Origin of the sequence: Streptomyces prunicolor, from assembly GCF_045162825.1 — a bacterium.
GTDB classification, from domain to species: domain Bacteria; phylum Actinomycetota; class Actinomycetes; order Streptomycetales; family Streptomycetaceae; genus Streptomyces; species Streptomyces prunicolor.
In genome coordinates this window covers 8,877,242-8,897,743 of record NZ_CP108676.1, presented here as the reverse complement: position 1 = coordinate 8,897,743, position 20,502 = coordinate 8,877,242, and the positions used below count along the sequence as shown (strand labels likewise).

The 20,502-nt window shown below is 71.0% G+C and carries 19 protein-coding genes; 8 read left to right on the top strand and 11 right to left on the bottom strand.

Annotated features, from left to right (window positions below; all coding sequences use genetic code 11):
• Positions 1–93 precede the first annotated feature (93 nt).
• The 3 genes from OG588_RS40505 to OG588_RS40495 all read right to left on the bottom strand — a co-directional run bounded on the left by OG588_RS40505 (position 94) and on the right by OG588_RS40495 (position 2,754).
• Entirely contained in the window at positions 94–675 is a 582-nt protein-coding gene (locus tag OG588_RS40505; RefSeq protein ID WP_405951583.1) for a sugar kinase, read from the bottom strand.
• Entirely contained in the window at positions 672–1,820 is a 1,149-nt protein-coding gene (locus tag OG588_RS40500; protein ID WP_026151184.1) for an ROK family glucokinase, read from the bottom strand. The genes OG588_RS40505 and OG588_RS40500 overlap by 4 nt, the downstream gene beginning before the upstream one ends.
• 196 nt (positions 1,821–2,016) lie before the next feature.
• The gene (locus OG588_RS40495) at positions 2,017–2,754 is read right to left on the bottom strand and encodes a GntR family transcriptional regulator (RefSeq protein ID WP_366095077.1); all 738 of its coding nucleotides are present in this window, start codon (positions 2,752–2,754) and stop codon (positions 2,017–2,019) included.
• Between the two features lie 130 nt (positions 2,755–2,884).
• Between OG588_RS40495 and OG588_RS40490 the strand changes: the two genes are divergently transcribed.
• Positions 2,885–3,901 (top strand): Gfo/Idh/MocA family oxidoreductase, encoded by a 1,017-nt coding sequence (locus tag OG588_RS40490; protein ID WP_405951582.1) that lies wholly within the window; start codon positions 2,885–2,887, stop codon positions 3,899–3,901.
• A 50-nt stretch (positions 3,902–3,951) separates the two neighbouring features.
• Here OG588_RS40490 and OG588_RS40485 read toward each other — a convergent pair whose 3' ends face one another.
• The 4 genes from OG588_RS40485 to OG588_RS40470 form a co-directional block, all read right to left on the bottom strand.
• Positions 3,952–4,350 carry a PaaI family thioesterase gene (locus OG588_RS40485; RefSeq protein ID WP_405953329.1) on the bottom strand — a complete coding sequence of 133 codons (399 nt, stop codon included), beginning with the start codon at positions 4,348–4,350 and terminating at the stop codon, positions 3,952–3,954.
• A 126-nt stretch (positions 4,351–4,476) separates the two neighbouring features.
• The gene (locus OG588_RS40480) at positions 4,477–5,661 is read right to left on the bottom strand and encodes a cytochrome P450 (protein ID WP_405951581.1); all 1,185 of its coding nucleotides are present in this window, start codon (positions 5,659–5,661) and stop codon (positions 4,477–4,479) included.
• A gap of 63 nt (positions 5,662–5,724) precedes the next feature.
• Positions 5,725–6,408, bottom strand: a complete 684-nt coding sequence (locus tag OG588_RS40475; protein ID WP_405951580.1) for a response regulator — start codon at positions 6,406–6,408, stop codon at positions 5,725–5,727.
• Positions 6,409–6,808: 400 nt separating this feature from the next.
• Complete coding sequence (locus OG588_RS40470; RefSeq protein ID WP_405951579.1) at positions 6,809–8,065, bottom strand: sensor histidine kinase; 1,257 nt, start codon at positions 8,063–8,065, stop codon at positions 6,809–6,811.
• Positions 8,066–8,325: 260 nt separating this feature from the next.
• On the opposite strand from OG588_RS40470, the gene OG588_RS40465 reads away from it, so the two are divergent.
• Entirely contained in the window at positions 8,326–8,715 is a 390-nt protein-coding gene (locus OG588_RS40465; protein ID WP_405951578.1) for a ribonuclease, read from the top strand.
• 173 nt (positions 8,716–8,888) lie between these two features.
• On the opposite strand, the gene OG588_RS40460 is transcribed toward OG588_RS40465, so the two are convergent.
• Together OG588_RS40460 and OG588_RS40455 are read right to left on the bottom strand one after the other, a co-directional pair.
• Positions 8,889–9,959, bottom strand: a complete 1,071-nt coding sequence (locus OG588_RS40460) for a DUF6745 domain-containing protein (RefSeq protein ID WP_405951577.1) — start codon at positions 9,957–9,959, stop codon at positions 8,889–8,891.
• Positions 9,960–10,046: 87 nt separating this feature from the next.
• The gene (locus OG588_RS40455; protein ID WP_266867828.1) at positions 10,047–10,373 is read right to left on the bottom strand and encodes a hypothetical protein; all 327 of its coding nucleotides are present in this window, start codon (positions 10,371–10,373) and stop codon (positions 10,047–10,049) included.
• Positions 10,374–10,542: 169 nt separating this feature from the next.
• Here OG588_RS40455 and OG588_RS40450 point away from each other — a divergent pair, with 169 nt between their 5' ends.
• The 6 genes from OG588_RS40450 (at position 10,543) to OG588_RS40425 (ending at position 16,891) form a co-directional block, all read left to right on the top strand.
• Entirely contained in the window at positions 10,543–11,502 is a 960-nt protein-coding gene (locus OG588_RS40450) for an STM4015 family protein (RefSeq protein ID WP_405951576.1), read from the top strand.
• A complete protein-coding gene (locus tag OG588_RS40445) occupies positions 11,499–12,680 on the top strand; it encodes an STM4014 family protein (RefSeq protein ID WP_405951575.1) in 1,182 nt (393 codons plus the stop codon). Before OG588_RS40450 ends, OG588_RS40445 begins: the two co-directional genes overlap by 4 nt.
• 7 nt (positions 12,681–12,687) lie before the next feature.
• Positions 12,688–13,503 (top strand): STM4013/SEN3800 family hydrolase, encoded by an 816-nt coding sequence (locus tag OG588_RS40440; RefSeq protein WP_405953328.1) that lies wholly within the window; start codon positions 12,688–12,690, stop codon positions 13,501–13,503.
• The gene (locus OG588_RS40435; RefSeq protein ID WP_405951574.1) at positions 13,500–14,837 is read left to right on the top strand and encodes an STM4012 family radical SAM protein; all 1,338 of its coding nucleotides are present in this window, start codon (positions 13,500–13,502) and stop codon (positions 14,835–14,837) included. Before OG588_RS40440 ends, OG588_RS40435 begins: the two co-directional genes overlap by 4 nt.
• Before the next feature lie 9 nt (positions 14,838–14,846).
• The gene (locus OG588_RS40430) at positions 14,847–15,734 is read left to right on the top strand and encodes an STM4011 family radical SAM protein (RefSeq protein WP_405951573.1); all 888 of its coding nucleotides are present in this window, start codon (positions 14,847–14,849) and stop codon (positions 15,732–15,734) included.
• A 158-nt stretch (positions 15,735–15,892) separates the two neighbouring features.
• Positions 15,893–16,891, top strand: coding sequence for a CHRD domain-containing protein (locus tag OG588_RS40425; protein ID WP_405951572.1), 999 nt, complete (start codon positions 15,893–15,895; stop codon positions 16,889–16,891).
• Between the two features lie 91 nt (positions 16,892–16,982).
• On the opposite strand, the gene OG588_RS40420 is transcribed toward OG588_RS40425, so the two are convergent.
• Positions 16,983–19,349 carry a glycosyl hydrolase family 95 catalytic domain-containing protein gene (locus OG588_RS40420; protein ID WP_405951571.1) on the bottom strand — a complete coding sequence of 789 codons (2,367 nt, stop codon included), beginning with the start codon at positions 19,347–19,349 and terminating at the stop codon, positions 16,983–16,985.
• A gap of 194 nt (positions 19,350–19,543) precedes the next feature.
• The gene (locus OG588_RS40415; protein WP_405953327.1) at positions 19,544–20,449 is read right to left on the bottom strand and encodes a DMT family transporter; all 906 of its coding nucleotides are present in this window, start codon (positions 20,447–20,449) and stop codon (positions 19,544–19,546) included.
• Positions 20,450–20,502: the final 53 nt, after the last annotated feature.

The window sequence follows — 20,502 nt, the reverse complement described above, 5'->3', positions numbered from 1 at the left end:
CCTGTCACCTCCCGCCCGTCAGTCGTGTCAGCTGTCTTCGACTCTACGGGCGGGGTCTGACAATCGGCCCCGGCGACCGGCCGGGGCCACCCGCTAGGGAACCGTGCGGGAGACGACGTAGACCATGGGGAGCTTGGGGTCGGACAGGTTCACCACGATGTCCTGGGTGGGGGCCGGGTCCTTCTGCTTGTTGACGACGCCCCACCAGGGGCCGGGGCGGGTGAACTTCCAGCCGGTGATCTTCTGGTCGCGGGCGCTGATGGTGATGTCGTTCTTCTTCAGCGTGTTCCGGTCGACGTCTATGCCGGCGAGGAAGGTGTCCAGGCCCGCGTCGCTGGTCTGGAACTGGACGTAGAGGCGGCTGGTCTTCCAGTTGTTGGTCTCGTAGAAGGCGACCTCTTCGGCCGGGTGCGGGACCGGTACCTGGTAGAGGCGTCGCTGCACCTTGGAGGGCCAGCCCACGGTGAGCCCGGTCGCCGAGTACTTGTCCTCTTTGTCCTTACCGCTGTTGCGGCTCTGGTTGGCGGAGATCGCCAGATAGACGGCCGGTACGCCGATGAGCAGCACGATGATGAGCAGGGTGATCGCTCGGCGGCGGGCCTTGTGGCGGGGGTCCTCGGGTGGTCGGGGCGCCTCGTCCCGGGGTACGGCCTGGCGGGGCAGCGATGCGGTCATGCCGTGTCCTGGCTGCCGCGCCGGAACTCCGCGAACCGCTCGTAGCGCTCGTACCGCTCGACCCGGCGGCGCTTGGCGCGCCGGAAGCGGCGGGCGACCAGTCGCGCGAGGTCGGCGGCGCCGACCATGCCGGCCTCGGGGCCGAGCTGAGCGCGCACTATGCGGGCCTCGGGGCGGTAACCGCGGCCGGTGAGCTGCCGCTTGAACGCGTCCCGCGCGGGGCCGATCAACAGGTCGTCGGCGGCCGAGACACCGCCGCCGATCACGAAGCAGGACGGGTCGAGGGCGGCGGCGAGGTTGGCGATGCCGACGCCGAGCCACTGGCCGATGTCCTGGAGCAGCTCGATGCACATCGCGTCGCCCTCGCGGGCCAGCTCGGTGATCATCGGCCCGGTGATCTCGCCGATGTTGCCCTTGACGTGCTCGATGATCCCGTACGCCACCGGGGAGTCCGCAGCGGCCAGCTCCCGCGCCTCCCTGACCAGGGCGTTGCCCGAGCTGTACTGCTCCCAGCAGCCGCGGTTGCCGCACGCGCAGCGGTGGCCGCCGGGCACGACCTGCATATGGCCGAACTCGCCGGCGACGCCCCACTTGCCGCGCTTGACCTGGCCGTCCTCCAGGATCGCGCCGCCGATGCCGGTGCCGAGCGTGATCATGACGAGGTGGTCCTCACCGCGGCCGGCGCCGAAGCGCCACTCCGCCCACGCGGCGGTGTTCGCGTCGTTGTCCACCAGGACCGGCACGGAGAGCCTGCTCGTGATGCGGTCCCTGAGGGGCTCGTTCCGCCACGACAGGTGGGGGGCGAACAGAACCCGGTTGCGCTCCGCGTCGACCCAGCCGGCCGCGCCGATGCCGACCGCGTGCACGTCGTGCCGGTCGGAGAGGTCCAGGACCAGTTCGACGATGGTGTCCTCGACGACCTTGGGGCTCTTGGACTTGTCCGGGGTCTCCGTGCGGAGCTTCTCCAGGATGTTGCCGTCGGCGTCCACGACGCCCGCCATGACCTTGGTGCCGCCGATGTCGATGCCGACGGTGGGCACGCGGGGGGCCGTGAGGTGCGACCTCCGCTCGCGGGTGCCGACCGTCCTCAGTGCGGGGGCACGCCGGGAGCCTATAGGGGCGCTGAAGTTGCCGTAGGTGCTCATCAGGCCCGATTCTGCCTCACCGTGACTCTAGGTGCTGTCCGGGGGCGTGAAGGGGGTTCGGATCGTTGTCTAGTGCGGGTGCATCGTGGCTGGTCGCGCAGTTCCCCGCGCCCCTAAAGAAGGGGCGTGATACTGAGCGCCAACCCATTCGCATTGTCCGGACATTATGACGAACAGCGTGGGCGAACCGGTGTACTCAGGGACGTACCAGGAGCTGGAACTCGAACGAGTAACGCGTCGGCCGGTAGGTATGACTGCCGAATTCCACCGCTCGCCCCGTGTCGTCGAACGTGGTGCGCTGCATGGTGAGCAGTGGGGCGCCCTCGGGCTCGGCGAGGCGTTCGGCCTCCTCGGCGGTGGCTCCGCGAGCGCCGATGGACTGGCGGGCGCTGTGCAGGGTGATTCCGGCGGTGCGCATCATCCGGTACAGGCCGGTGGCCTCCAGCTGTGCGCTGTCCAAGTTGAGGAGGCCGAGCGGCAGGTGGTTGCTCAGGTACGCCATCGGCTCGCCGTGCGCGAGGCGCAACCGGTCGATGCGGTGTACGTCGCTGTCCTCGGCCACGCCGAGTGCCGCCGCCACCTCGGCGGACGCCGGGACGATGCTGTTGACGAGGACCTTCGTGGCGGGGCGCTGTCCGGCCGCCTCCAGGTCGTCGAAGAGGCTGCTGAGTTCCAGCGGGCGTTTGACCTGGCTGTGCACGACCTGGGTGCCGACGCCCCGGCGGCGCACCAGGAGGCCCTTGTCGACCAGTGACTGGATGGCCTGGCGGACGGTGGGCCGGGACAGGCCGAGCCGGGCCGCCAGTTCGATCTCGTTGCCCAGCAGGCTGCCGGGGGTGAGCGAGCCGTGTTCGATCGCGGCCTCCAGCTGTTGGGACAGCTGGAAGTACAACGGCACCGGGCTGCTCCGGTCCACGCTGAGCTCGAGCGGCACGGTCGGGTCCACATCTGGTTTCGGCACGGGCCCGAGCGTAGCTGTGTGAATGGTTGACGGGAAGTGATGTAGTTCGATTGTCCGGACATACGCATTGACAGCGTGCCTGGTCGGCCCTCAGTTTGTTCCCATGCGCATCGGAGTCATCGGTACGGGCCGCATCGGGACCATCCATGCCAGGACGCTCAGCCGTCATCGCGAGGTCGGTTCGCTGATCCTCACGGACGTGGACCCGGTTCGGGCCCAGGAGCTGGCGAACCGGCTGGGGGAAACGGCGGCACCGAGCACGGAGGAGATCTTCAAGTGGGGCGTGGACGCCGTCGTGATCACCACGGCGACCTCGGCGCACGCCGAATTAATCGGCAGGGCGGCGCGCTCCGGGCTCCCGGTGTTCTGCGAGAAGCCCATCGCCCTTGATCTGCCGGGCTCGTTGCAGGCGATCGCCGAGGTCGAGACGGCGGGAACGATCCTTCAGATGGGCTTCCAGCGCCGGTTCGACGCGGGCTACACGGGCGCCCGGGAAGCGGTGCGTTCGGGGCGGCTGGGACGGCTGCACACGGTCCGCGCGATGACCTCCGACCAGACGCCTCCACCGGCCGCCTACCTGCCGATCTCCGGCGGGCTGTACCGCGACACCCTGATCCACGACTTCGACATGCTGCGCTGGGTGACCGGGCACGAGGTCGTCGACGTGTACGCGACCGGTTCGGACGCCGGGCCCGCGATGTTCCGCGAAGCCGGTGACATCGACACGGCCGCGGCGGTCCTCACGCTGGACGACGGCACGCTGGCCACGACTACGGCCGCCCGGCTGAACGGGGCGGGCTACGACGTCCGGATGGAGCTCGCCGGGGAGCTGGACCAGGTCGTCGTCGGCCTGGACGACCGCACGCCGATCGCGTCCACCGAACCGAGCGGTCCACCGGCCGCGACGAAGCCGTGGACCGGCTTCCTGGAACGCTTCGGGCCCGCCTACGAGGCCGAGTTGATCGCCTTCGTCGAGGTCGTCGTCGGCCAGCGCACCAACCCGTGCGACGGCCGCGAGGCCCTCCAGGCGCTGCGCATCGCCGAGGCCTGCGAAGTGTCCAGACGCGAACACAGACCGGTCCGCCTGGCGGAGATCGCGGGCGCCCTCCCCTACAGCTGAACAGTCCTGTCGTAGACGGTGATCCCTCCTCAGTCCCTTCCAGGGGGCGCTCAGGACGTACGGACCGGCAGCACCGTCCCCTGGGCGACCGCGCAGAGCGCCTCCGTGCCGTCCTCGGCGACCGTGAGGACATCGCAGCGGACGACGGCCTGGCGGCGGCCGGCCTGCACGACCTCCGCGTGGGCGCGCAGGACTCGGCCGGTGGCCGGGCGGACGTACTGGATGGTGAGGCCCCCGGTGAGGACCGCGGGGCCCAGCACCGTCCCGCCCGCGAAGGTGAGCGCGTTGTCGGCGGCGTAGGCGAGGACTCCGCCGTGCACGAACCCGTTCTGCTGCTGGAGGTCCTCCCTGATGTCGATCTCCAGCGTGGCGATACCGTCCCCGAAGGCACTCAGCCGTGCCCCGATCAACCTGCTGAAGGGCTGACTCTCCAGCGCCTTCCGAGCCATGGTCAGGTCGAATTCGGCGAACTCGGCGCTTGCGGTCACGAGGGCGGGCCTCCTACGGGGTCCACGACATTGCGGCTGCTACGACTTCTACGGCTACGGCTACGGCGACTGCCCGGTGCCGCCGTTCTACCAGCGCACCGGCAAGGCCCGCATCCCGCGCATCAGCATGCCCGGAAGCCAGTCGCCGGGCGGGCCGTCCAGGGTGAGGGCGGGGGCGCGCTCCAGCAGGGTGCGTATCGCGGTGCGTGCTTCGAGGCGGGCCAAGGGGGCGCCGAGGCAGTAGTGGATGCCGTGGCCGAAGGCGAGGTGGCCGCGGGTGTCGCGGCGGATGTCGAAGCGGTCCGGGGTGGGAAAGCGGCCCGCGTCGTGGTCGGTGGCGTTCAGGCAGACCCTGACCGACTCACCCTTCTCGATGAAGGTGCCGGCGACGTCCAGGGGCTCCGCGGCGAACCGGAACGTCGCGTTCTCCACCGGTCCCTCGTAGCGCAGCATCTCCTCGATCGCGCCGTCGAGCAGGGTCATGTCGGCGCGCAGGGCGGCGAGTTGGTCGGGGTGGGTGAGCAGAGCGTGGACGCCGCTGGTGAGGAGGTTGACGGTCGTCTCGTGGCCGGCGATGAGCAGGATGAACGCCATGCCCCGCAGTTCCTGCGGGGAGAGCCGGTCGCCGTCCTCGGCGGTGGTGCGGATCAGGTCACTGAGGAGATCACCACTGTGCCCGGCGCAGCGCTTGTCCTCGATCAGGTCGCGGAGATACTGGGCGAGCCGCACGATCGCGTCGTATCCGCCGTCCGCGCCGGTGGGCGCGACGGTCTCCATGGACAGCTCGCGGAATTCCGTGCGGTCCATCTCGGGCACACCGAGCAGCTCGCAGATCACGGTGATCGGCAACGGGTAGGAGAACGACTCGACCAGGTCGGCGCGGCCGGCCGGCAGCATCGCGTCGAGCAGGTCGTCGGTGATCCGCTGGACGCGCGGCCGCAGTTCCTCGACCCGGCGTGCGGTGAACGAGCGGCTGATCAGGCCACGTAGCCGGGTGTGCTGCGGTGGGTCGGTGGACAGCAGGTGCTTGCCGATCAGCTCCTCGTCGAGGAACGTCACCCCGATCCTGTTGCCGTCCTTGGCCAGCCGCGGGTCGGTGAGCGCCGAGCGTGCCTCCTCGTACCCCACGATCAGCCAGGTCTCGTGGCCCTGGTCCGACGCCGGCATCCGCACGCGGTGCACCGGGCCCCGCTCCCGCAGCATGGCGTACACCGGGTACGGGTCCCGCCGGAACTCCTCGCCGAACTCCCCCAGATCGACCACTTCGGTCATGCCTGCCCCTCCCGGACGATCCCCGAGGTCTCCCAGCTCACTGAGAACGCGCGGCGCCGCCGGCTAGTGCCCGCCCTCCCCGTCCTCTTCGAGCAGACCCGCGTCGTACGCCAACAAGGCGATCTGCACACGGTTGTTGAGGTCCAGCTTGGCCAGGATGCGGGAGACGTGGGTCTTGACGGTGGCGACGCTCATGAAGAGGCCGGTGGCGATCTCGGCGTTGGCGAGCCCCTGGCCGACGGCCACGGCGACCTCGCGTTCACGGTCCCCCAGGGCGGCGACGCGCTCACGCGCGCGTGCCCGACGGGTGTCGGTGGCGGTGCCCGCCGCGTGCTCCATCAACTGGCGGGTGACCGCCGGCGAGAGGACGGGGTCACCGGCCGCGACCTTGCGTACGGCGTCGAGGATCTCGGCGGGCGGGGTGTCCTTGAGGACGAAGCCGGCGGCGCCCGCGCGGAGGGCCCGTAGCACCTGTTCGTCGGCGTGGAAGGTGGTGAGGACGACGATCTGCGGCCCTGCATCGCCGCGGGCGCGCAACCGCTCCGTCGCCGTCAGCCCGTCGACCGACGGCATGCGGATGTCCATCAGGACGACGTCCGGGTGGACCCGGTCGACGAGTTCCTCGACCTCGCTGCCGTCGGCGGCCTCGCCGACGATCTCGATGTCGGCGGCGCCGCCCAACATGAAGGACAGCCCGGCCCGCACCAGCGGGTCGTCGTCGACGAGGAGCAGTCTGATCGCAGTCATGGGGTTACGTAACCATGGCGACGCGGCGGGTGGTGGCGTGGTCCGCGGTGCCGGGCGGGGCGCCCGAGGAGACGTGCGCGCATCCTCGCCGCCCACGCCGAGGCGGGCGGCCGTGCCGTCGACACCGCGAGCGGGTTGATCCTCGGGGAGCGGCTCCGGGGCGGCCGGGCAGCGGTGCGATCGGTGCTCCACGAAAGCGCCCCGGCCACCCGGACCCGACTGCTGTCCCGCGCCAACACCTCAGCGGAGTCAGCGAGTTGGCCGGAGTCCACGTGGGCGGCACCGGAGCGGACAGAGCCGCGCGGCGCGCACTCCTTCACCGCACTCCCGCATCGCACTCCCTGAGCTGCCTCCATCCCCCTTGCCCAGAAAGGGAGTTACCCGTGGCGCCGAACGGAACTCACCCCCACGGCAGCCAGGCCCGCACCCGGAACCCACCGCCCTCCTCCGGCCCGTGCTCCAACCGTCCCCCCGCCAACGTCGCCCGCTCGGTCAGTCCGATCAACCCCTGGCCGGAACCGGGGACATGGGGCACCTCCCCCTCCGGGGGCGGGTTGCGGACGGCGATCACCAGGCCCTCGCCCGGGGTGCCGGTGACCGTCACCGTGACCTCCGTACCGGGGGCGTGTTTGCGGGCGTTGGTGAGGGCCTCCTGGGCGATGCGGTAGGCGGTGCGGCCGACCGAGGCGGGGACGGTGGCGGGGTCGGTGACGCGGTTGGCGAGGGTGACCTTCATGCCGGCCTCGCGGGACTCGGTGACCAGCGCGTCCAGGGCGCCGAGCGTGGGCTGCGGGCGGCCCGTGTCGTCGGGCTCGCCCGCGCGCAGGACGCCGATGATCTCCCGCAGGTCCTGGAGGGCCTCGTGGGCGCTCTCGCGGATGACACCGGCCGCCCGCGCGACCTCCTCGCGGGGCGCGTCGGGCCGGAACTCCAGCGCGCCCGCGTGCACGCTCAGCAGGGTCAGCCGGTGCGCGAGCACGTCGTGCATCTCACGGGCGATGGCCTCGCGGGCGAGCCGCTGGGCCTGTTCGGCCCGCAGTTCCGCCTCCGTCTCGGCGCGCCGGGCACGGTCACGCAGGCTGAGCATGAGCTGCCGCTTGGAGCGGACGAACATGCCCCAGCCGATGACGGTGAGGGTGAGCAGCTCGGTGAACACGACCGCGCCGGCGTACGGCAGGTCGGGGTCCGGGCGCAGCCAGAAGAACAGCGGGGCCAGGGCGAGTTGGACGCCGCCGACCCAGGCGACGTAGCGGAAGGGGCGGTGCACGGCGAGGGTGAACACGGCGACCATGGCGGCGCCGCCCGCGGTGTTCGACACGAAGCCGACGGGGATCATCGCGACCGCGAGACCGACCGGCCAGCGGCGGCGCAGCCACACCGCGCCGCAGGCGAGGACCCCGAAGAACTGGTCCACGACGGCGAGGGAGTGCGGGGTCGCGGAGTCGCTGTCGAGGGTCTGCGCGGCCGCGAGTCCGATGCCCACGGCCAGCAGGAAGCAGCAGGTGTCGACGACCCAGTCGCGGGCGGTACGGCGGGGCCGTCCGCGCCGTTCGACGTCGGGGTCGAGTTCGTCGGCCACGGCCGACGGCAGCAGCCATCGGCGCCCCGCGAACGCCTGCGGTACCTTCGCGGTCCTGTCACCTGTCACGGTCGACAAATCTATGCGGCACCGAGTCCGGTCACCCACCCCGTGCGGGGGATCGGCGACCAAAGTCGCGCGACCAGAGACTTTCGGCGGACACGCCTCGCCCCGCACCCTTCGGGCGGGCGGTTCAGGGCCAAGGTTCCCTGCCCGTGCGCAGACCGTGTGGAGACGGCGCGCGCCAGGTTAACTCCCTGAAAACTCATCGGACTTGGCGGGAAAATCTCCGCTGTTGTCATTGACATGCCACTATCTACGCGCGTCATCATGAAGACATGAGATTCCCCCCACGGATCACCGGCATCGGCGCGGCAGCCGCCGTCCTGTCCACTCTCCTCATCGGCGGCACCGTCGCCACCGCGACCCCGGCCGCCGCCGCGGTCGGCAGCATCTGTTACAGCGCCCTGCCTTCCCAGGCGTACGACACGCTCGACCTGATCGCGACGAACGGCCCCTTCCCCTACTCGCAGGACGGCGTCGTCTTCCGCAACCAGGAAGGCGTCCTCCCCAGCCAGACGTCCGGCTATTACCACGAGTACACGGTCAAGACTCCTGGCTCGTCCACGCGAGGAGCGCGCCGCATCGTCACCGGAAAGAAGACCCAGGAGGACTACTACACCTCGGACCACTACGTCACCTTCAACCTGATCAACTTCGGCTGCTGAGCCGATCGTTCAGGTTCGGCGCCTGAAGGAACGACGTTCCCGGCTGTAGGTCCGACCCGTATCCACCCGGGCGTCCGGCCCCCACCGGCTGCACCATCGCTCACCCCTCGCCCCGCGGCTCCCCCCACGTTCATGGGTCGCGGGGCGAGGCACGTCCTGCCGCCGGGGGACTCTCAGGTCTGCCGCTCGGGTGCGTACGCCTCGGCATCCAGGCCGAAGGTCCAGGCCACCCCCGCTCGGGCCGTGCGCGTCGACGGGGGGACCCGTAGCCAGTACGTGCGGTGGGTGCCGTCGGGTTCCGGGGTGGAGTTGAGGACCTCCACCATGACCACGGGCTCGTCGTCGGCCAGGTCGATCCGCCACAGGGTGCCCGTCTCGTCCCGGTGCAGGGGGCGGGCGCCCGAATCGGTGAGGTACCGGTCGTAGCCGTAGTACTCCAGCATCACGCGGCGCAGCTCGGCGTTCTCCTCGGCGCGGATGCGTTCCGGGGTCAGCGTGGGCAGTTCGGCCAGGAAGGCGGCCGGAACCGGCATGCCGCGCCAGGCGTGCAGGGCGAAGCCGTCCGGGTAGGCGAGCGCCGGGCCGTCCCCGTGGTCGAGTCGTCCCGCCTCGTCGCGGTGGAGGGCCGAGGGACGCTCCGACAGCACGGCGACCCGCGCGAACGGCCACCACCAGCCGGCGCCGCGGCACACCGCGGACAGCGCGTCGATCGGGCCGCCGTCGGCGGGGAACGCCGCGAGCCACGGCGCGTCGTGCTGTCCGAGCACGGCGTCCAGGAGGATCAACCGGATCTCGGCGGCCTCCTTTCCGGTGTCACTTCCGGCCAGTTCCTCGATCACGCCGGTACGGATGCGGTCCACCAGGGCCTGCGTCGACGGCCACAGCCGTCCGCCGGTCGCCGCCCAGTGCGCCGACCACCCCACGGGCCCCAACTCGGCGTGCAGCCGCCGTCGCGCCGCCGCCCACGGCGCGCTGCGCACCGCGTCCCGGACGCTCGGGCCCCGGTCCGTCTGCTCCCGGAGGAGAGCGACCGCCGCGCGGGGCGAGCCCACCCACACCACGCGCTCCGGTTCCGCGAGTCCCGCCAGCCGGTAGGCCCGCCGGACGCCCTCCTCGGCGCCCGCCCGGTCCGCGGGACCCGTCGCCGAGGCCCACGCCCGCCACTCCGCGAGGTCACCGGAGGGCCCGGTCACCTCGCTCCCCGCCGCCAAGTCCGGTGTGCCGCCCGGCTTCAGGTCCGTCATCCTGTCCACCCCTGTGTCCGTCCCGCTCACGTGCACTTCCTCCGTGCCCCGCCCAGTTCTGTCGTGCTGCCGGTGCGTCCCGGTCGCTCAGTCGGCCACGATCCGTACGGACCCGGGCACGTACTCCCGCTGTCTGACGACCCGGAACCACCCCTTGGGCAGCACGATCACCGCGTGCTCCTCGTGCACCACCCGCCCGCCCTGGGGCAGATGGAGCAGCAACGGCCCGTAGGGGCCCGGCTCGCGCACCAACTCCCCCGGCCCGACGACCGCGTGGGCGTGGCCGGTCACCTCGCCCAGCGCCAGCACGAGCCGCCCGCGTCCGTCGCGCCGCTCCCTCGGAGCGTGTGCCGCGTGAGCGGGCACCGCGTCCTGCGCGACCGGCACGATCAGCACGTCTCCCTGTCGGTACATGGCTGTCCCCTCACCGCCGGGTGCGCCGCGCACCGGCTTCATGACCACGACGTTAGGGGCCACCACTGACAACGCCCCCTGGCCCGCCCCGCCGACGGGCACTGTCAGTGCCGGTTGGTAGAAATGCGGCACCACAGACCACGCACACTTCCTTCTCAGGAGCGGCCGCATGACCATCGGTGAGCACCTCGACGCGCTGCACGGGCTGCCCTCGTTCACCTTTCCCGGGCCGGGCGCCCCGACCGACCGGCTGCCCGAGCCGGACTCGGTCGCCTGGCGCCTGAACTGCGACGTGTACGACGCCGCCGAGGCGTGGGCCGACATGTTCGCCCGCTTCCGCGCCGCCGTCGACACGAACCGGGTCCGGGCAGTGATCATCGGCGGCTGGGGAGATCCCTACGACAGCGCGCCCACCGAGATCTTCGAGGCGCTGGTGGAGGCCCGGGACGCCTTCCCCGCACTGCGCGCAGTGTTCGTCGGCGACCTGGTGATGGAGGAGTGCGAGATCTCCTGGATCAACCAGACCGATGTCGCACCGCTGCTCAACGCCTACCCGGCGCTGGAGGAGTTCGGTGTGCGTGGCGGCACCGGGCTGGAGTTCACCGCGCTGCGGCACGGTGCGCTGCGCCGGCTGGTGGCGGAGACGGGCGGACTGCCCGTCGGGGTCGTGCGCGGCGTCGGCGCCAGTGACCTGCCCGCCCTGGAGCACCTCGACCTGTGGCTGGGCACGCCGGACTACGGCGGTGACAGCGAGGCCGCCGACCTGGAGCCGATCCTGTCCGGTGCGCGGCTGCCGCGCCTGCGTCATCTGGCCCTGCGCAACAGCGAGATGCAGGACGCGGTGGCCGCCGCGGTCGCCGCCGCCCCGGTGGTGGAGCGCCTGGAGGTGCTGGACCTGTCGATGGGCGTGCTGACCGACGAGGGCGCCGTAGCGCTGCTGAGCGGGCAGCCGCTGACGCACCTCAAGAAGCTGGACCTGCACCACAACTACCTCAGCGAGGCCGTCGCGGAGCGGGTACGGCAGACGTTGGTGCCGGCGGGTGTGGAGGTCGACCTGGACCGTGACGACGCCGACGAGGACACAGAGGACGACGGCACGGTCTGGCGCTACGTCGCCGTCGGGGAGTGACCGCGTCCACCGCGGCCGGGCCGATCGCCGCCGCGTCGTCCGCCCGCACCGGGCCCCGGTTCGCGGTGGTCGGCAACCCCGAGAACCGCAGGGTGTCCCTCTTCGCGGACGCCGTGCGCGCGGCCGGGCTGCCCGCACCCCGCGTCGTCGCCTGGGCGGACGTCCTGCGCGCACGGGGAGCGGACTTCGGCGCCGACGAGTTCGTCCGGGTCGACTCCCCCGGCGAGAACCCCGAGGTCGACCGGCTGCTGCGGGGTGCCTCGGACCCCACCCGGGTGGAGGGCTCGGCCCGCTGGTACGCGCGGTTCACCGCCGCGCTGCGCACGCTGCGCGGCGGCATCCCCCTCGCCGACCCGGACGACCTGGCGACGCTGTTCGACAAGCGGGCGTGTCACGCCGTGCTGGACACGGCCGGGGTGCCCGTCCCGGACTCCCCCACGTCGGGTCCGCACGGCGCGCGCGTGCACGGCTGGGACGACGTAAGGGCGCTGATGCGCGAGCACCGGATGCCCCGGCTGTTCGTCAAGCCCGCGCACGGTTCGTCGGCCTCGGGTGTCCTCGCCGTCGAGACGGCCGGCGGCGGCCGGATCAGGGCGACCACATCCGTCGAGACCGGTCCGGACGGCGCGCTGCACAACTCCCTCCGGGTGCGGCGCTATCACGACGAGCGGGATGTCGCCCGCATCGTGGACGCGCTGGCGCCGGACGGGCTGCATCTCGAACGCTGGGTGCCGAAGGCCTCCCAGGCGGGCCGGGCCGCGGATCTCCGGGTGGTCGTCGTGGCCGGCCGGGCCACCCACGCGGTGGTGCGCACCAGTCGCGGGCCGCTGACCAACCTGCATCTGGGCGGCAGCCGCGGCGACCTCGACGGCGTCCGACGGGCCGTCACCGCCGCGGGCGCCCGGTGGTCCGACGTCCTGGACGTGTGCGAGCGCGCCGCGTCCTGCTTCCCGCGCACGCTGTGCGTCGGGGTCGACCTGCTGCCGGCCGTGGACTGGCGTCGCAGCTTCGTCGGCGAGGTCAACGCCTTCGGCGACCTGCTGCCCCGGCTCACGGGATTGCCCGGCAGTGGCGCCGAGGGTCTGGACACCTACGGCGCGCAGGTGGCGGCCGTCCTGCGCGCACCGGCCGGAAGCGGCCCGCGTCACCCGTACAGAACAGGAACAGCCCATGCCTGAGCCCGACATGAACGCGATCGTCGGCGACCACGACATCCTGCTGGTCACCCTCGACACGCTGCGGCACGACGTGGCCGTCGAGTTGGCGGCCGAGGGGCGCATCCCGCAGCTCGCCCGCCATCTGCCCGGCGGACACTGGGAGAAGAGGCACGCTCCGGGCAGTTTCACCTACGCCTCGCACCAGGCGATCTTCGCCGGGTTCCTGCCCACTCCGGCCGAACCCGGCCCGCATCCACGGCTGTTCGCGGCGAGCTTCGCCGGCAGCGAGACCACCGCCGAGGGCACCTTCGTCTACGACACCCCGGATCTCGTATCCGGGCTCGCGGCGGCCGGCTACCGCACCGTCTGCGTCGGGGGCGTGGGCTTCTTCAACCGGCGCGGTCCGCTGGGCTCCGTACTGCCCGGCCTGTTCCAAGAAGCGCACTGGGAGGAGGAGTTCGGCGTCACCTCGCCGCACTCCTTCGAGAACCAGATCGACCGCGTGGAACAGGTGGTGGGCCAACTACCCGCAGAACAGCGCCTGTTCCTGTTCGTGAACGTGTCGGCACTGCACCAGCCCAACTGGTTCCACCTGCCGGGCGCGACCCGCGAGGCGGGCGACACCCGGGAGACGCACGCCGCCGCGCTGGAGTACGTCGACCGGCACATCGGGCGGCTGTTCGCCGCGGCGGGTTCCCGGCGCCCCTGCTTCGTCATCGTGTGTTCCGACCACGGCACCGCCTACGGCGACGACGGCTACACCGGCCACCGCCTGGGCCACGAGTCCGTGTGGACCGTGCCGTACGCCCAGTTCCTCCTCGACCCCGCCGAGGCCGCCCGATGACCACCGCCCAACAGACCAGCCCCTACCAGCACTACGTGTACGCGTATCCACACAAGACGGCCTACCGCCGCCTCCAAGACCGGCCCGCGCTGCGGGAGTTGTGGGCGGCGCAGGACCGAAGCGCTCTCTCGCTGTATGTGCACATACCGTTCTGCGAGGTCCGCTGCGGCTTCTGCAACCTCTTCACCCGCATCGGCGCCCCGGACGGCCTGACCGGCGCCTATCTGGACGCCCTGGAACGGCAGGCGGACGCCGTCCGGGCGGCACTCGGCGACGCGGAGCCGGTGCGTTTCGCCACCGCGGCGTTCGGCGGCGGCACCCCGACCTTCCTCACCGCGTCCGAGCTGGAGCGCCTGTGCGACCTCGCCGAGCGGCGTATGGGCGCCGACCTGCGCGCGGTCCCGCTCTCCGTGGAGGCCTCGCCCGCCACGGCCACCGCCGACCGGCTCGCCGTCCTCGCGGAGCGCGGCGCGACCCGCCTCAGCCTGGGCGTCCAGAGCTTCGTCGACTCCGAGGCCAGGGCCGCCGTACGCCCGCAGCGCCGTGCCGACGTGGAGGCCGCGCTCGGCCGGATCCGGGACACCACCATCCCGGTGCTCAACATCGACCTCATCTACGGCATCGACGGCCAGACCGAGCGGACCTGGCGCGCCTCGCTGGACGCGGCCCTGGCCTGGCGGCCCGAGGAGCTGTACCTGTACCCGCTCTACGTCCGCCCGTTGACCGGCCTCGGCCGGCACCAGGAGGACGCCGGAACCGACCCGGAGTGGGACGAACTGCGGCTGCGGCTGTACCGGGCGGGGCGTGACCACCTCCTGGCGCGGGGCTATGTCCAGCAGTCGATGCGGATGTTCCGCCGGGCCGACGCCCCGCCCCAGGGCACCGACGACTACGCCTGCCAGACGGACGGCATGATCGGGCTCGGCTGCGGGGCCCGCTCGTACACGTCGGCGCTGCACTACTCCTTCGACTACGCGGTCGGCATGCACGAGATCCGCGGCATCATCGACGACTACGTCACGACGACCGACTTCGCGCACGCGGAGGTCGGCTACCGCGTGGACGGACACGAGGCGCGTCGCCGTCATCTCCTGCAGTCCCTCCTCCAGGCCGAGGGGCTGTCCGTCGCCGACTACCGTGCCCGCTTCGGGAGTTCACCCGACGACGACTTCGGGACGGAGCTCGACCGGCTGGCCGGGCGCGGCTGGCTGACGGACACGGCGGGCGAGTCGCTCGTACTCACCCCCGAGGGTCTGGCCCATTCCGACGCCGTGGGGCCGGAGTTGTTCTCCCCCGAGGTGCGGTCCGCGATGGCCGCCTACGAACGGAAGTGACGGACCGTCATGGATCTCACTGTCCTGTACCGGGGGCCGCTCGCGTCCTGCGACTACGACTGCCCCTACTGCCCGTTCGCCAAGCGCCGCGACTCGACCGCCCAACTCCGCGCGGATCGGGCGGAGTTGGAGCGCTTCGCGCGGTGGGCGACGGACAGCGAGGACGACCTGTCGCTCCTGTTCACACCGTGGGGCGAGGGTCTGGTCCGCTCCTGGTACCGCCGCACCCTCACCGAGCTGTCCCGGCTGCCGCATGTGCGCCGGGTCGCGATCCAGACCAACCTGAGCTGCCGGACGGGCTGGCTCGCCGAGGCCGACCTGGACACACTCGCCCTGTGGTGCACGTACCACCCGGGCCAGACCCCGTACGACCGTTTCCTCGCCAAGTGCCGTGAACTGGCCGATCGCGGAGTGCGCTTCAGCGTCGGCGTGGTCGGACTGCCCGGCCATCTGGCAGCGGCCCGCCGGCTCCGCGAGGACCTGCCCCCGCACGTCTACCTCTGGATCAACGCGGCCGAGGGACACACCTACGACGACGCGGAGGCCGGTGACTGGACCGCGCTCGACCCCCTCTTCCCCTACAGCCGCCACCCGCACCGCAGCGCCGGACTCCCGTGCCGTACCGGCGAGTCCGTGATCTCGGTCGACGGCGCGGGCACGGTCCGCCGCTGCCACTTCGTCCGCGACGAGCTGGGGAACCTGTACGACGGTTCCTACCGGGCGGCGCTGCGACCGCGCGCGTGTCCGCTGGCCGTCTGCGACTGCCACATCGGCTACGTCCACCTGGAGTCCCTGCCCTTGTACGACGTCTTCGCGGGCGGTGTCCTGGAGCGGGTCCCGTCCGCCCTCCCCGGGCAGGGCACCGCACGCGCCCTGCCGCTCACAGCGCGTCGGTGAGCGTCGTAATGTCGAGATCGTGTCCTCAGTGATGCCGTCCCTTCTCAGGCGTGTCTCAGGAGTGTCATCGGCTGAGGGATCGTCACAGGGGCCCCGTGATGGAGGGAGAACGACCGCGGGTCAGCCGCGGATCGGCCATCACGGGGAGAACGAGACACATGAAGTTCAAGCGATTCGGGACCATCGCCGCGACGGCGCTCACCGGCACCCTGCTCCTGACCGCCTGCAACGGCGTGGACGGTGCGGCCGACGCCACCGTGTCGCATCCGGCGGCAGGGGCGACCCAGGCGGCGGGTGCCATCGGCCGCTACTCCGAGAACGCCCCGGGGGCGCGGTACTTCACCACGATCCTCACCGGTGACAACGAGGTGCCCGTCAAGGGCAAGTTGGCGGTGGGTGACAAGGACGGCAGTGCGGTGGCCCTCATGCGCATCCAGGGCGACGAGGTGTCCTTCGCGTTCGCGTGGACCGGTATCGGTACCCCGACCATGGCCCATCTCCACCAGGGTGCGCGGGGCACCAACGGTGACGTGAAGATCCCGTTCTTCATGGAGAAGCTGAAGGGCGGCACGCCGTTCGTGTTCGGCACCGTGAAGGTCAAGAACGCCGACCTGCTGCGGAGCATCAAGGCGCATCCCGACCAGTTCTACTTCAACCTGCACACCGCCGAGTTCCCGGGCGGCGCGGTCCGCGGACAGGCCGTCGCGCTGCCGGGCGCCGTCTCACTGCCCGCCGCCATCCAGCACTCGTCCCTGGCCGGCGTCGTCAAGGGGGCCCAGATCTACGCCTGCACCAAGCAGGACGACGGCTCCTACGCGTTCACCCAGGACAACGTCGACGCCACCCTCCAGGGCGGCATCCAGCACAGCTTCGCCCAGCACGGCCCCGCCGGTCCCCCGCAGTGGATCGCACCCGACGGTTCCTCGGTGACCGGCACCGTCCTCAACAAGTTCGACAACGGCAAGGGCAACGTCCCTCAACTCCTGCTCCGCGCGCGGCAGACCGGCAAGAGCGAGGGGCTCCTGTCCAGGACCACCTCGGTCCTACGCCTCAACACCGTCGGCGGTGTCGCCCCGGCCGGCACCTGCGACCCGGCCAAGCAGCCCACCGCCCGCGTCCCCTACACGGCCGACTACCTGTTCCTCGCCACCAAGTAGCACCGCCGTACGGCACCGACCGAACCGACGGAGCCGTACGCAGCCAGGCGATGCGAGTCCCGCGCGGACTCGCATCGCCGTGTGTTGCCGCTCAGGAGAGGTCGATCTTCACGGACGCCCCGGGCTTGAGGGAGATCTTCCTGCGCACCTTTCCGGCGCGGAGCTCGGTCTCCGTCCCCCCGACGCTCCGGACCGTCACCGTGGTCGCCCTGCCGTCCCGCCAGGAGAAATCGACCGTGAATCCGCCGCGGGCGCCGATCCCGGTGACGGAACCCTTCGCCGACCAGGCCTTCGGCAGCGCCGGAAGCAGTTCGACGACTCCCGGCCTCGAGTAGAGGATCATCTCCAGCGCGGCGGTGGGGCCGCCGAGGTTGGCGTCGATCTGGAAGATCGTGTAACTGCCCTGGCTGTACATGTCGAACCAGTTCGCGGAGGTCCCGTTGCCGTTGTTCATCGAAGGGCGCAGCACGGTGAGATAGAGCTGGTAGGCCTTTTCGGCGTCCTTGAGCCGCGACCAGCACAGCGATCGCCAGGCGCAGGCCCAGCCGAAGCTGTCCATTCCCCTGGCGGTGAGGAGTGCGCGTACGCCGTCCACCAGTTCGCGCGGGCTGGTGTCGACGGAGATCCGGTCGCCGGGAAAGAATCCGATGAGCGGTGACAGATGACGGTGCGTCGTCTCACCGAGATTGTCCGGGCTCATCCACTCCTCCAACCAGCCGCTCTTCGGGCTGACCCGTGGGAGGTAGAGCCTGGCCCGCATCGACTCCAGCTCGGCGGCGAGGTCCGTGTCGCGGTCCAGAACGCGGGCCGCGACGGCGAACTCCCGGAAGAGTTCCCACGCGAGCTCCTGCCCGTAGGTGTTCCCCTTGCCGTCCGGTCCGTGCTCCGGCGACCAGGAGGTGTCGTCCACCAGGACTTCGTGGGACGAACCGTCCGCATCGGTCACCGTGGTGGTGATCAGCCGCGCCTTCCAGAACTCGGCCGCTCCCTTCAGCACCGGATAGATCGTCTCCAGATACTCGCGGTCCTGGGTGTACTCGTAGTGGCGCCACAGCGTGGCGCAGAGCCAGGCATTGCCCGAGGGGTGCCAGGCCCAGCCGCTGCCGCCGTAGATGTTGGTGGAGAACGCGACGGCCCAGCCGGCCACTTCACCCGAGCTGTTGCGGAAACGGTTGTCAGGGCTGTTGAAGAGCCGTCTGGTCACATCGGTCCACACCGGCAGCTGGGAGCGGCAGTAGCGGGCGAGCGCGTCCGCGTTGTCGCCCAGTCCGGCGGGATCGGCCAGCCAGTAGTTCATCTGCACGTTGATGTCGGTGTGGTAATCGGCGTACCAGTCAGGGGTGTTGTTGTGGATCCACAACCCCTGGAGGTTCATGGGCAGCCAGTCCCTGGACCCGGTGATGGTCAGGTAGCGGCCGTACTGCACGTAGGCGGCCTCCAGCTCCGGGTCCGGGGTGGAGGCGTCGGTGTATCTGACGGCGATGCGCGACCACGAGTCCAACGACCGCTGCACCGCCGAGGATCTACCGAGATCGATCGAGAAGCGGTCGTAGAGGCGTTGGTAGTCGACCACATGGGTGGCGAGCAGGGCGGTGCCGGAGATCTTCGCCGCGGCGGCCGTCTTCGTACGGGCCACCGTGAGGGGGACCACGGACGAGTCCCGGAATTCCTTGGTGGCATCGGGTGAGTAGTCGGTACCCGCGCAGACGGCGAGCAGCACCTCGCGGCACCCCGAGAAGGACAGCTTTCCGTCCTCCGCCTTGATGGTTCCGGAACTGCTCACAGCGGTCACCGAAGCCGCGTATCGCAGGCCGTTCTTCAGGGTCGCGGCGAACGAGAGCTGTTTCCCGTCGGCCGACGTGGTCTCACCGTGGGTGCCCTCCAGAGAGATCTCACCGGTATGGCTGCCGCCTCCGGTGAGCCGGATCACGATCACGTCGTCCGGGTGGCTGGCGTAGATCTCCCGGCGGAAACCGGCTCCGCGGTGCCGATAGGTCGCCGACACCACACCGTTGCTCAGGTCGAGGCTGCGCCGGTAGTCGCTGATCTCCTGTGCGGTGTGGCCCGGCAACGTGACCCGGAGTTTGGCCAGCAGTCCGAAACTGCCGAAGTCGTCGGCGCCGTAGGGAAGTTGTCCGTCGCTGGTGGGGGTGTCGTTGCGTCCGCCCGTCCAGAACGAACCGTCCGTGATGTACAGGAAGTCGTCCGCGGGGTCGCAGCCGACCAGCGCGCCCATCCTGCCGTTGCCCACGGGAAGCGCCTCCTGGATGACGCGCGACTCGTCGGCCGGCTCCCGGTACCAGAGGGTGGTGGCCTCGCTCTCCGGAACGATGTTCGCGTGCGCGGGACGCTCGGGGTCGGCGTGCGCCACGAACGGGGGCAGGCCACCGAAGGCAGCGAGGCCGCCACCGGCGACACCGGTCAGGCGAAGGAAGTCACGACGGGAGGAAGGAGGCACGGCGGAACTCCTCGGGCGAGAGGGTCGGGATTAATTCGTAAATTAATGAGACGCCGAGGAACAAGCAATGGGCGTGCAGCCAAAAAGATCCGACCTCTAAGCCGAATCACGACCACTTAAGGGGTGATTCAAGAATATTCCGGGCTATTTATCGGATGACTGGCCGATGCCGTTGAGTCTTCCGTTTCCGGGAGTCACCGTGCGGCCCCGCGCCCCCATGCCGTCCCCACCAGTACGAGCACACCGCCTGCCAGCCCGAGCGCGCCGAGCCGCTCCCCGCCGAGCGCGATACCGGCCGCGGCTGCCCACAGAGGCTCGGTGCCGAGCAGCAGGCTGACCCGGGAGGGCGAGGTCCGGCGTACGGCCCACATCTGCACGAAGAAGGCGAACAGGGTGCAGAACGCGGACAGGAACAGCAGCCCGGCCCACTCCCGTGGTCCGAAGTCGGCGCCCGTCGCCCACGGTGTGGTGTCGGCGCCGGTCGACAGGATCGCGAACACCGCGACGGCGGTGGCGAGTTGGACGGTGGTCAGGGGCAGCGCGTCGGCGTCCTGGACCGACTTGGTGCGGGACATGGCGAGGACGTGCAGGGTGCGGGCGAGGGCGGCGAGCAGCATGAGGAGGTCGCCGAGGGACGGGCGGGAGAAGCCCGCGCCCTGGGTCAGCAGCAGCACGCCGAGCACGGAGAGGGCTGCCGCGCCGAGGAAGGCCCGGGGTGGCCGGGTGCGGGTCACGGCGGCCTCGGCGAGCGGGGTGAAGATCATGGTGAGGCTGATGATCAGGCCCGCGTTGGTCGCCGAGGTGTGGACGACGCCGTAGGTCTCCAGGAGGAAGATCCCGGCGAGGATCAGCCCGAGCAGGGCCGCGCCGCGCCACTGGGCGGCCGTCAGGGCGCGCAACGCGCGGTGGCCCACGACCGCGAGGACGGGCAGGACGAGGGCGAAGCGCAGGACCAGGACGGCGAGGACCGTGCGGGCGGTGGTGATGTCCTTGGCGGCGAGATAGCTGGCGCCCCAGACCACCGCGACCAGTAGGACGGGCAGGTCGGTGAACCAGGCGCGGCGGGGCGGGGCGGTGCGCGGTACGGCGATCGAGGACATGGGGGCGGCTCTCCCGGTCTCCGGCGAAGGGGTGGAGACGACGGTGGCTGCCA

What these genes read in the sequence shown, in the direction of transcription:
- OG588_RS40440 (WP_405953328.1), top strand. Translation starts at nt 12,688, where the DNA reads ATGAACGCGATCGTCGGCGACCACGACATCCTGCTGGTCACCCTCGAC.
- OG588_RS40465 (WP_405951578.1), top strand. Translation starts at nt 8,326, where the DNA reads ATGAGATTCCCCCCACGGATCACCGGCATCGGCGCGGCAGCCGCCGTC.
- OG588_RS40480 (WP_405951581.1), bottom strand. Translation starts at nt 5,661, where the DNA reads ATGACCGAAGTGGTCGATCTGGGGGAGTTCGGCGAGGAGTTCCGGCGG.
- OG588_RS40425 (WP_405951572.1), top strand. Translation starts at nt 15,893, where the DNA reads ATGAAGTTCAAGCGATTCGGGACCATCGCCGCGACGGCGCTCACCGGC.
- OG588_RS40455 (WP_266867828.1), bottom strand. Translation starts at nt 10,373, where the DNA reads ATGTACCGACAGGGAGACGTGCTGATCGTGCCGGTCGCGCAGGACGCG.
- OG588_RS40450 (WP_405951576.1), top strand. Translation starts at nt 10,543, where the DNA reads ATGACCATCGGTGAGCACCTCGACGCGCTGCACGGGCTGCCCTCGTTC.
- OG588_RS40500 (WP_026151184.1), bottom strand. Translation starts at nt 1,820, where the DNA reads ATGAGCACCTACGGCAACTTCAGCGCCCCTATAGGCTCCCGGCGTGCC.
- OG588_RS40505 (WP_405951583.1), bottom strand. Translation starts at nt 675, where the DNA reads ATGACCGCATCGCTGCCCCGCCAGGCCGTACCCCGGGACGAGGCGCCC.
- OG588_RS40435 (WP_405951574.1), top strand. Translation starts at nt 13,500, where the DNA reads ATGACCACCGCCCAACAGACCAGCCCCTACCAGCACTACGTGTACGCG.
- OG588_RS40460 (WP_405951577.1), bottom strand. Translation starts at nt 9,959, where the DNA reads ATGACGGACCTGAAGCCGGGCGGCACACCGGACTTGGCGGCGGGGAGC.
- OG588_RS40485 (WP_405953329.1), bottom strand. Translation starts at nt 4,350, where the DNA reads ATGGCTCGGAAGGCGCTGGAGAGTCAGCCCTTCAGCAGGTTGATCGGG.
- OG588_RS40490 (WP_405951582.1), top strand. Translation starts at nt 2,885, where the DNA reads ATGCGCATCGGAGTCATCGGTACGGGCCGCATCGGGACCATCCATGCC.
- OG588_RS40475 (WP_405951580.1), bottom strand. Translation starts at nt 6,408, where the DNA reads ATGACTGCGATCAGACTGCTCCTCGTCGACGACGACCCGCTGGTGCGG.
- OG588_RS40430 (WP_405951573.1), top strand. Translation starts at nt 14,847, where the DNA reads ATGGATCTCACTGTCCTGTACCGGGGGCCGCTCGCGTCCTGCGACTAC.
- OG588_RS40415 (WP_405953327.1), bottom strand. Translation starts at nt 20,449, where the DNA reads ATGTCCTCGATCGCCGTACCGCGCACCGCCCCGCCCCGCCGCGCCTGG.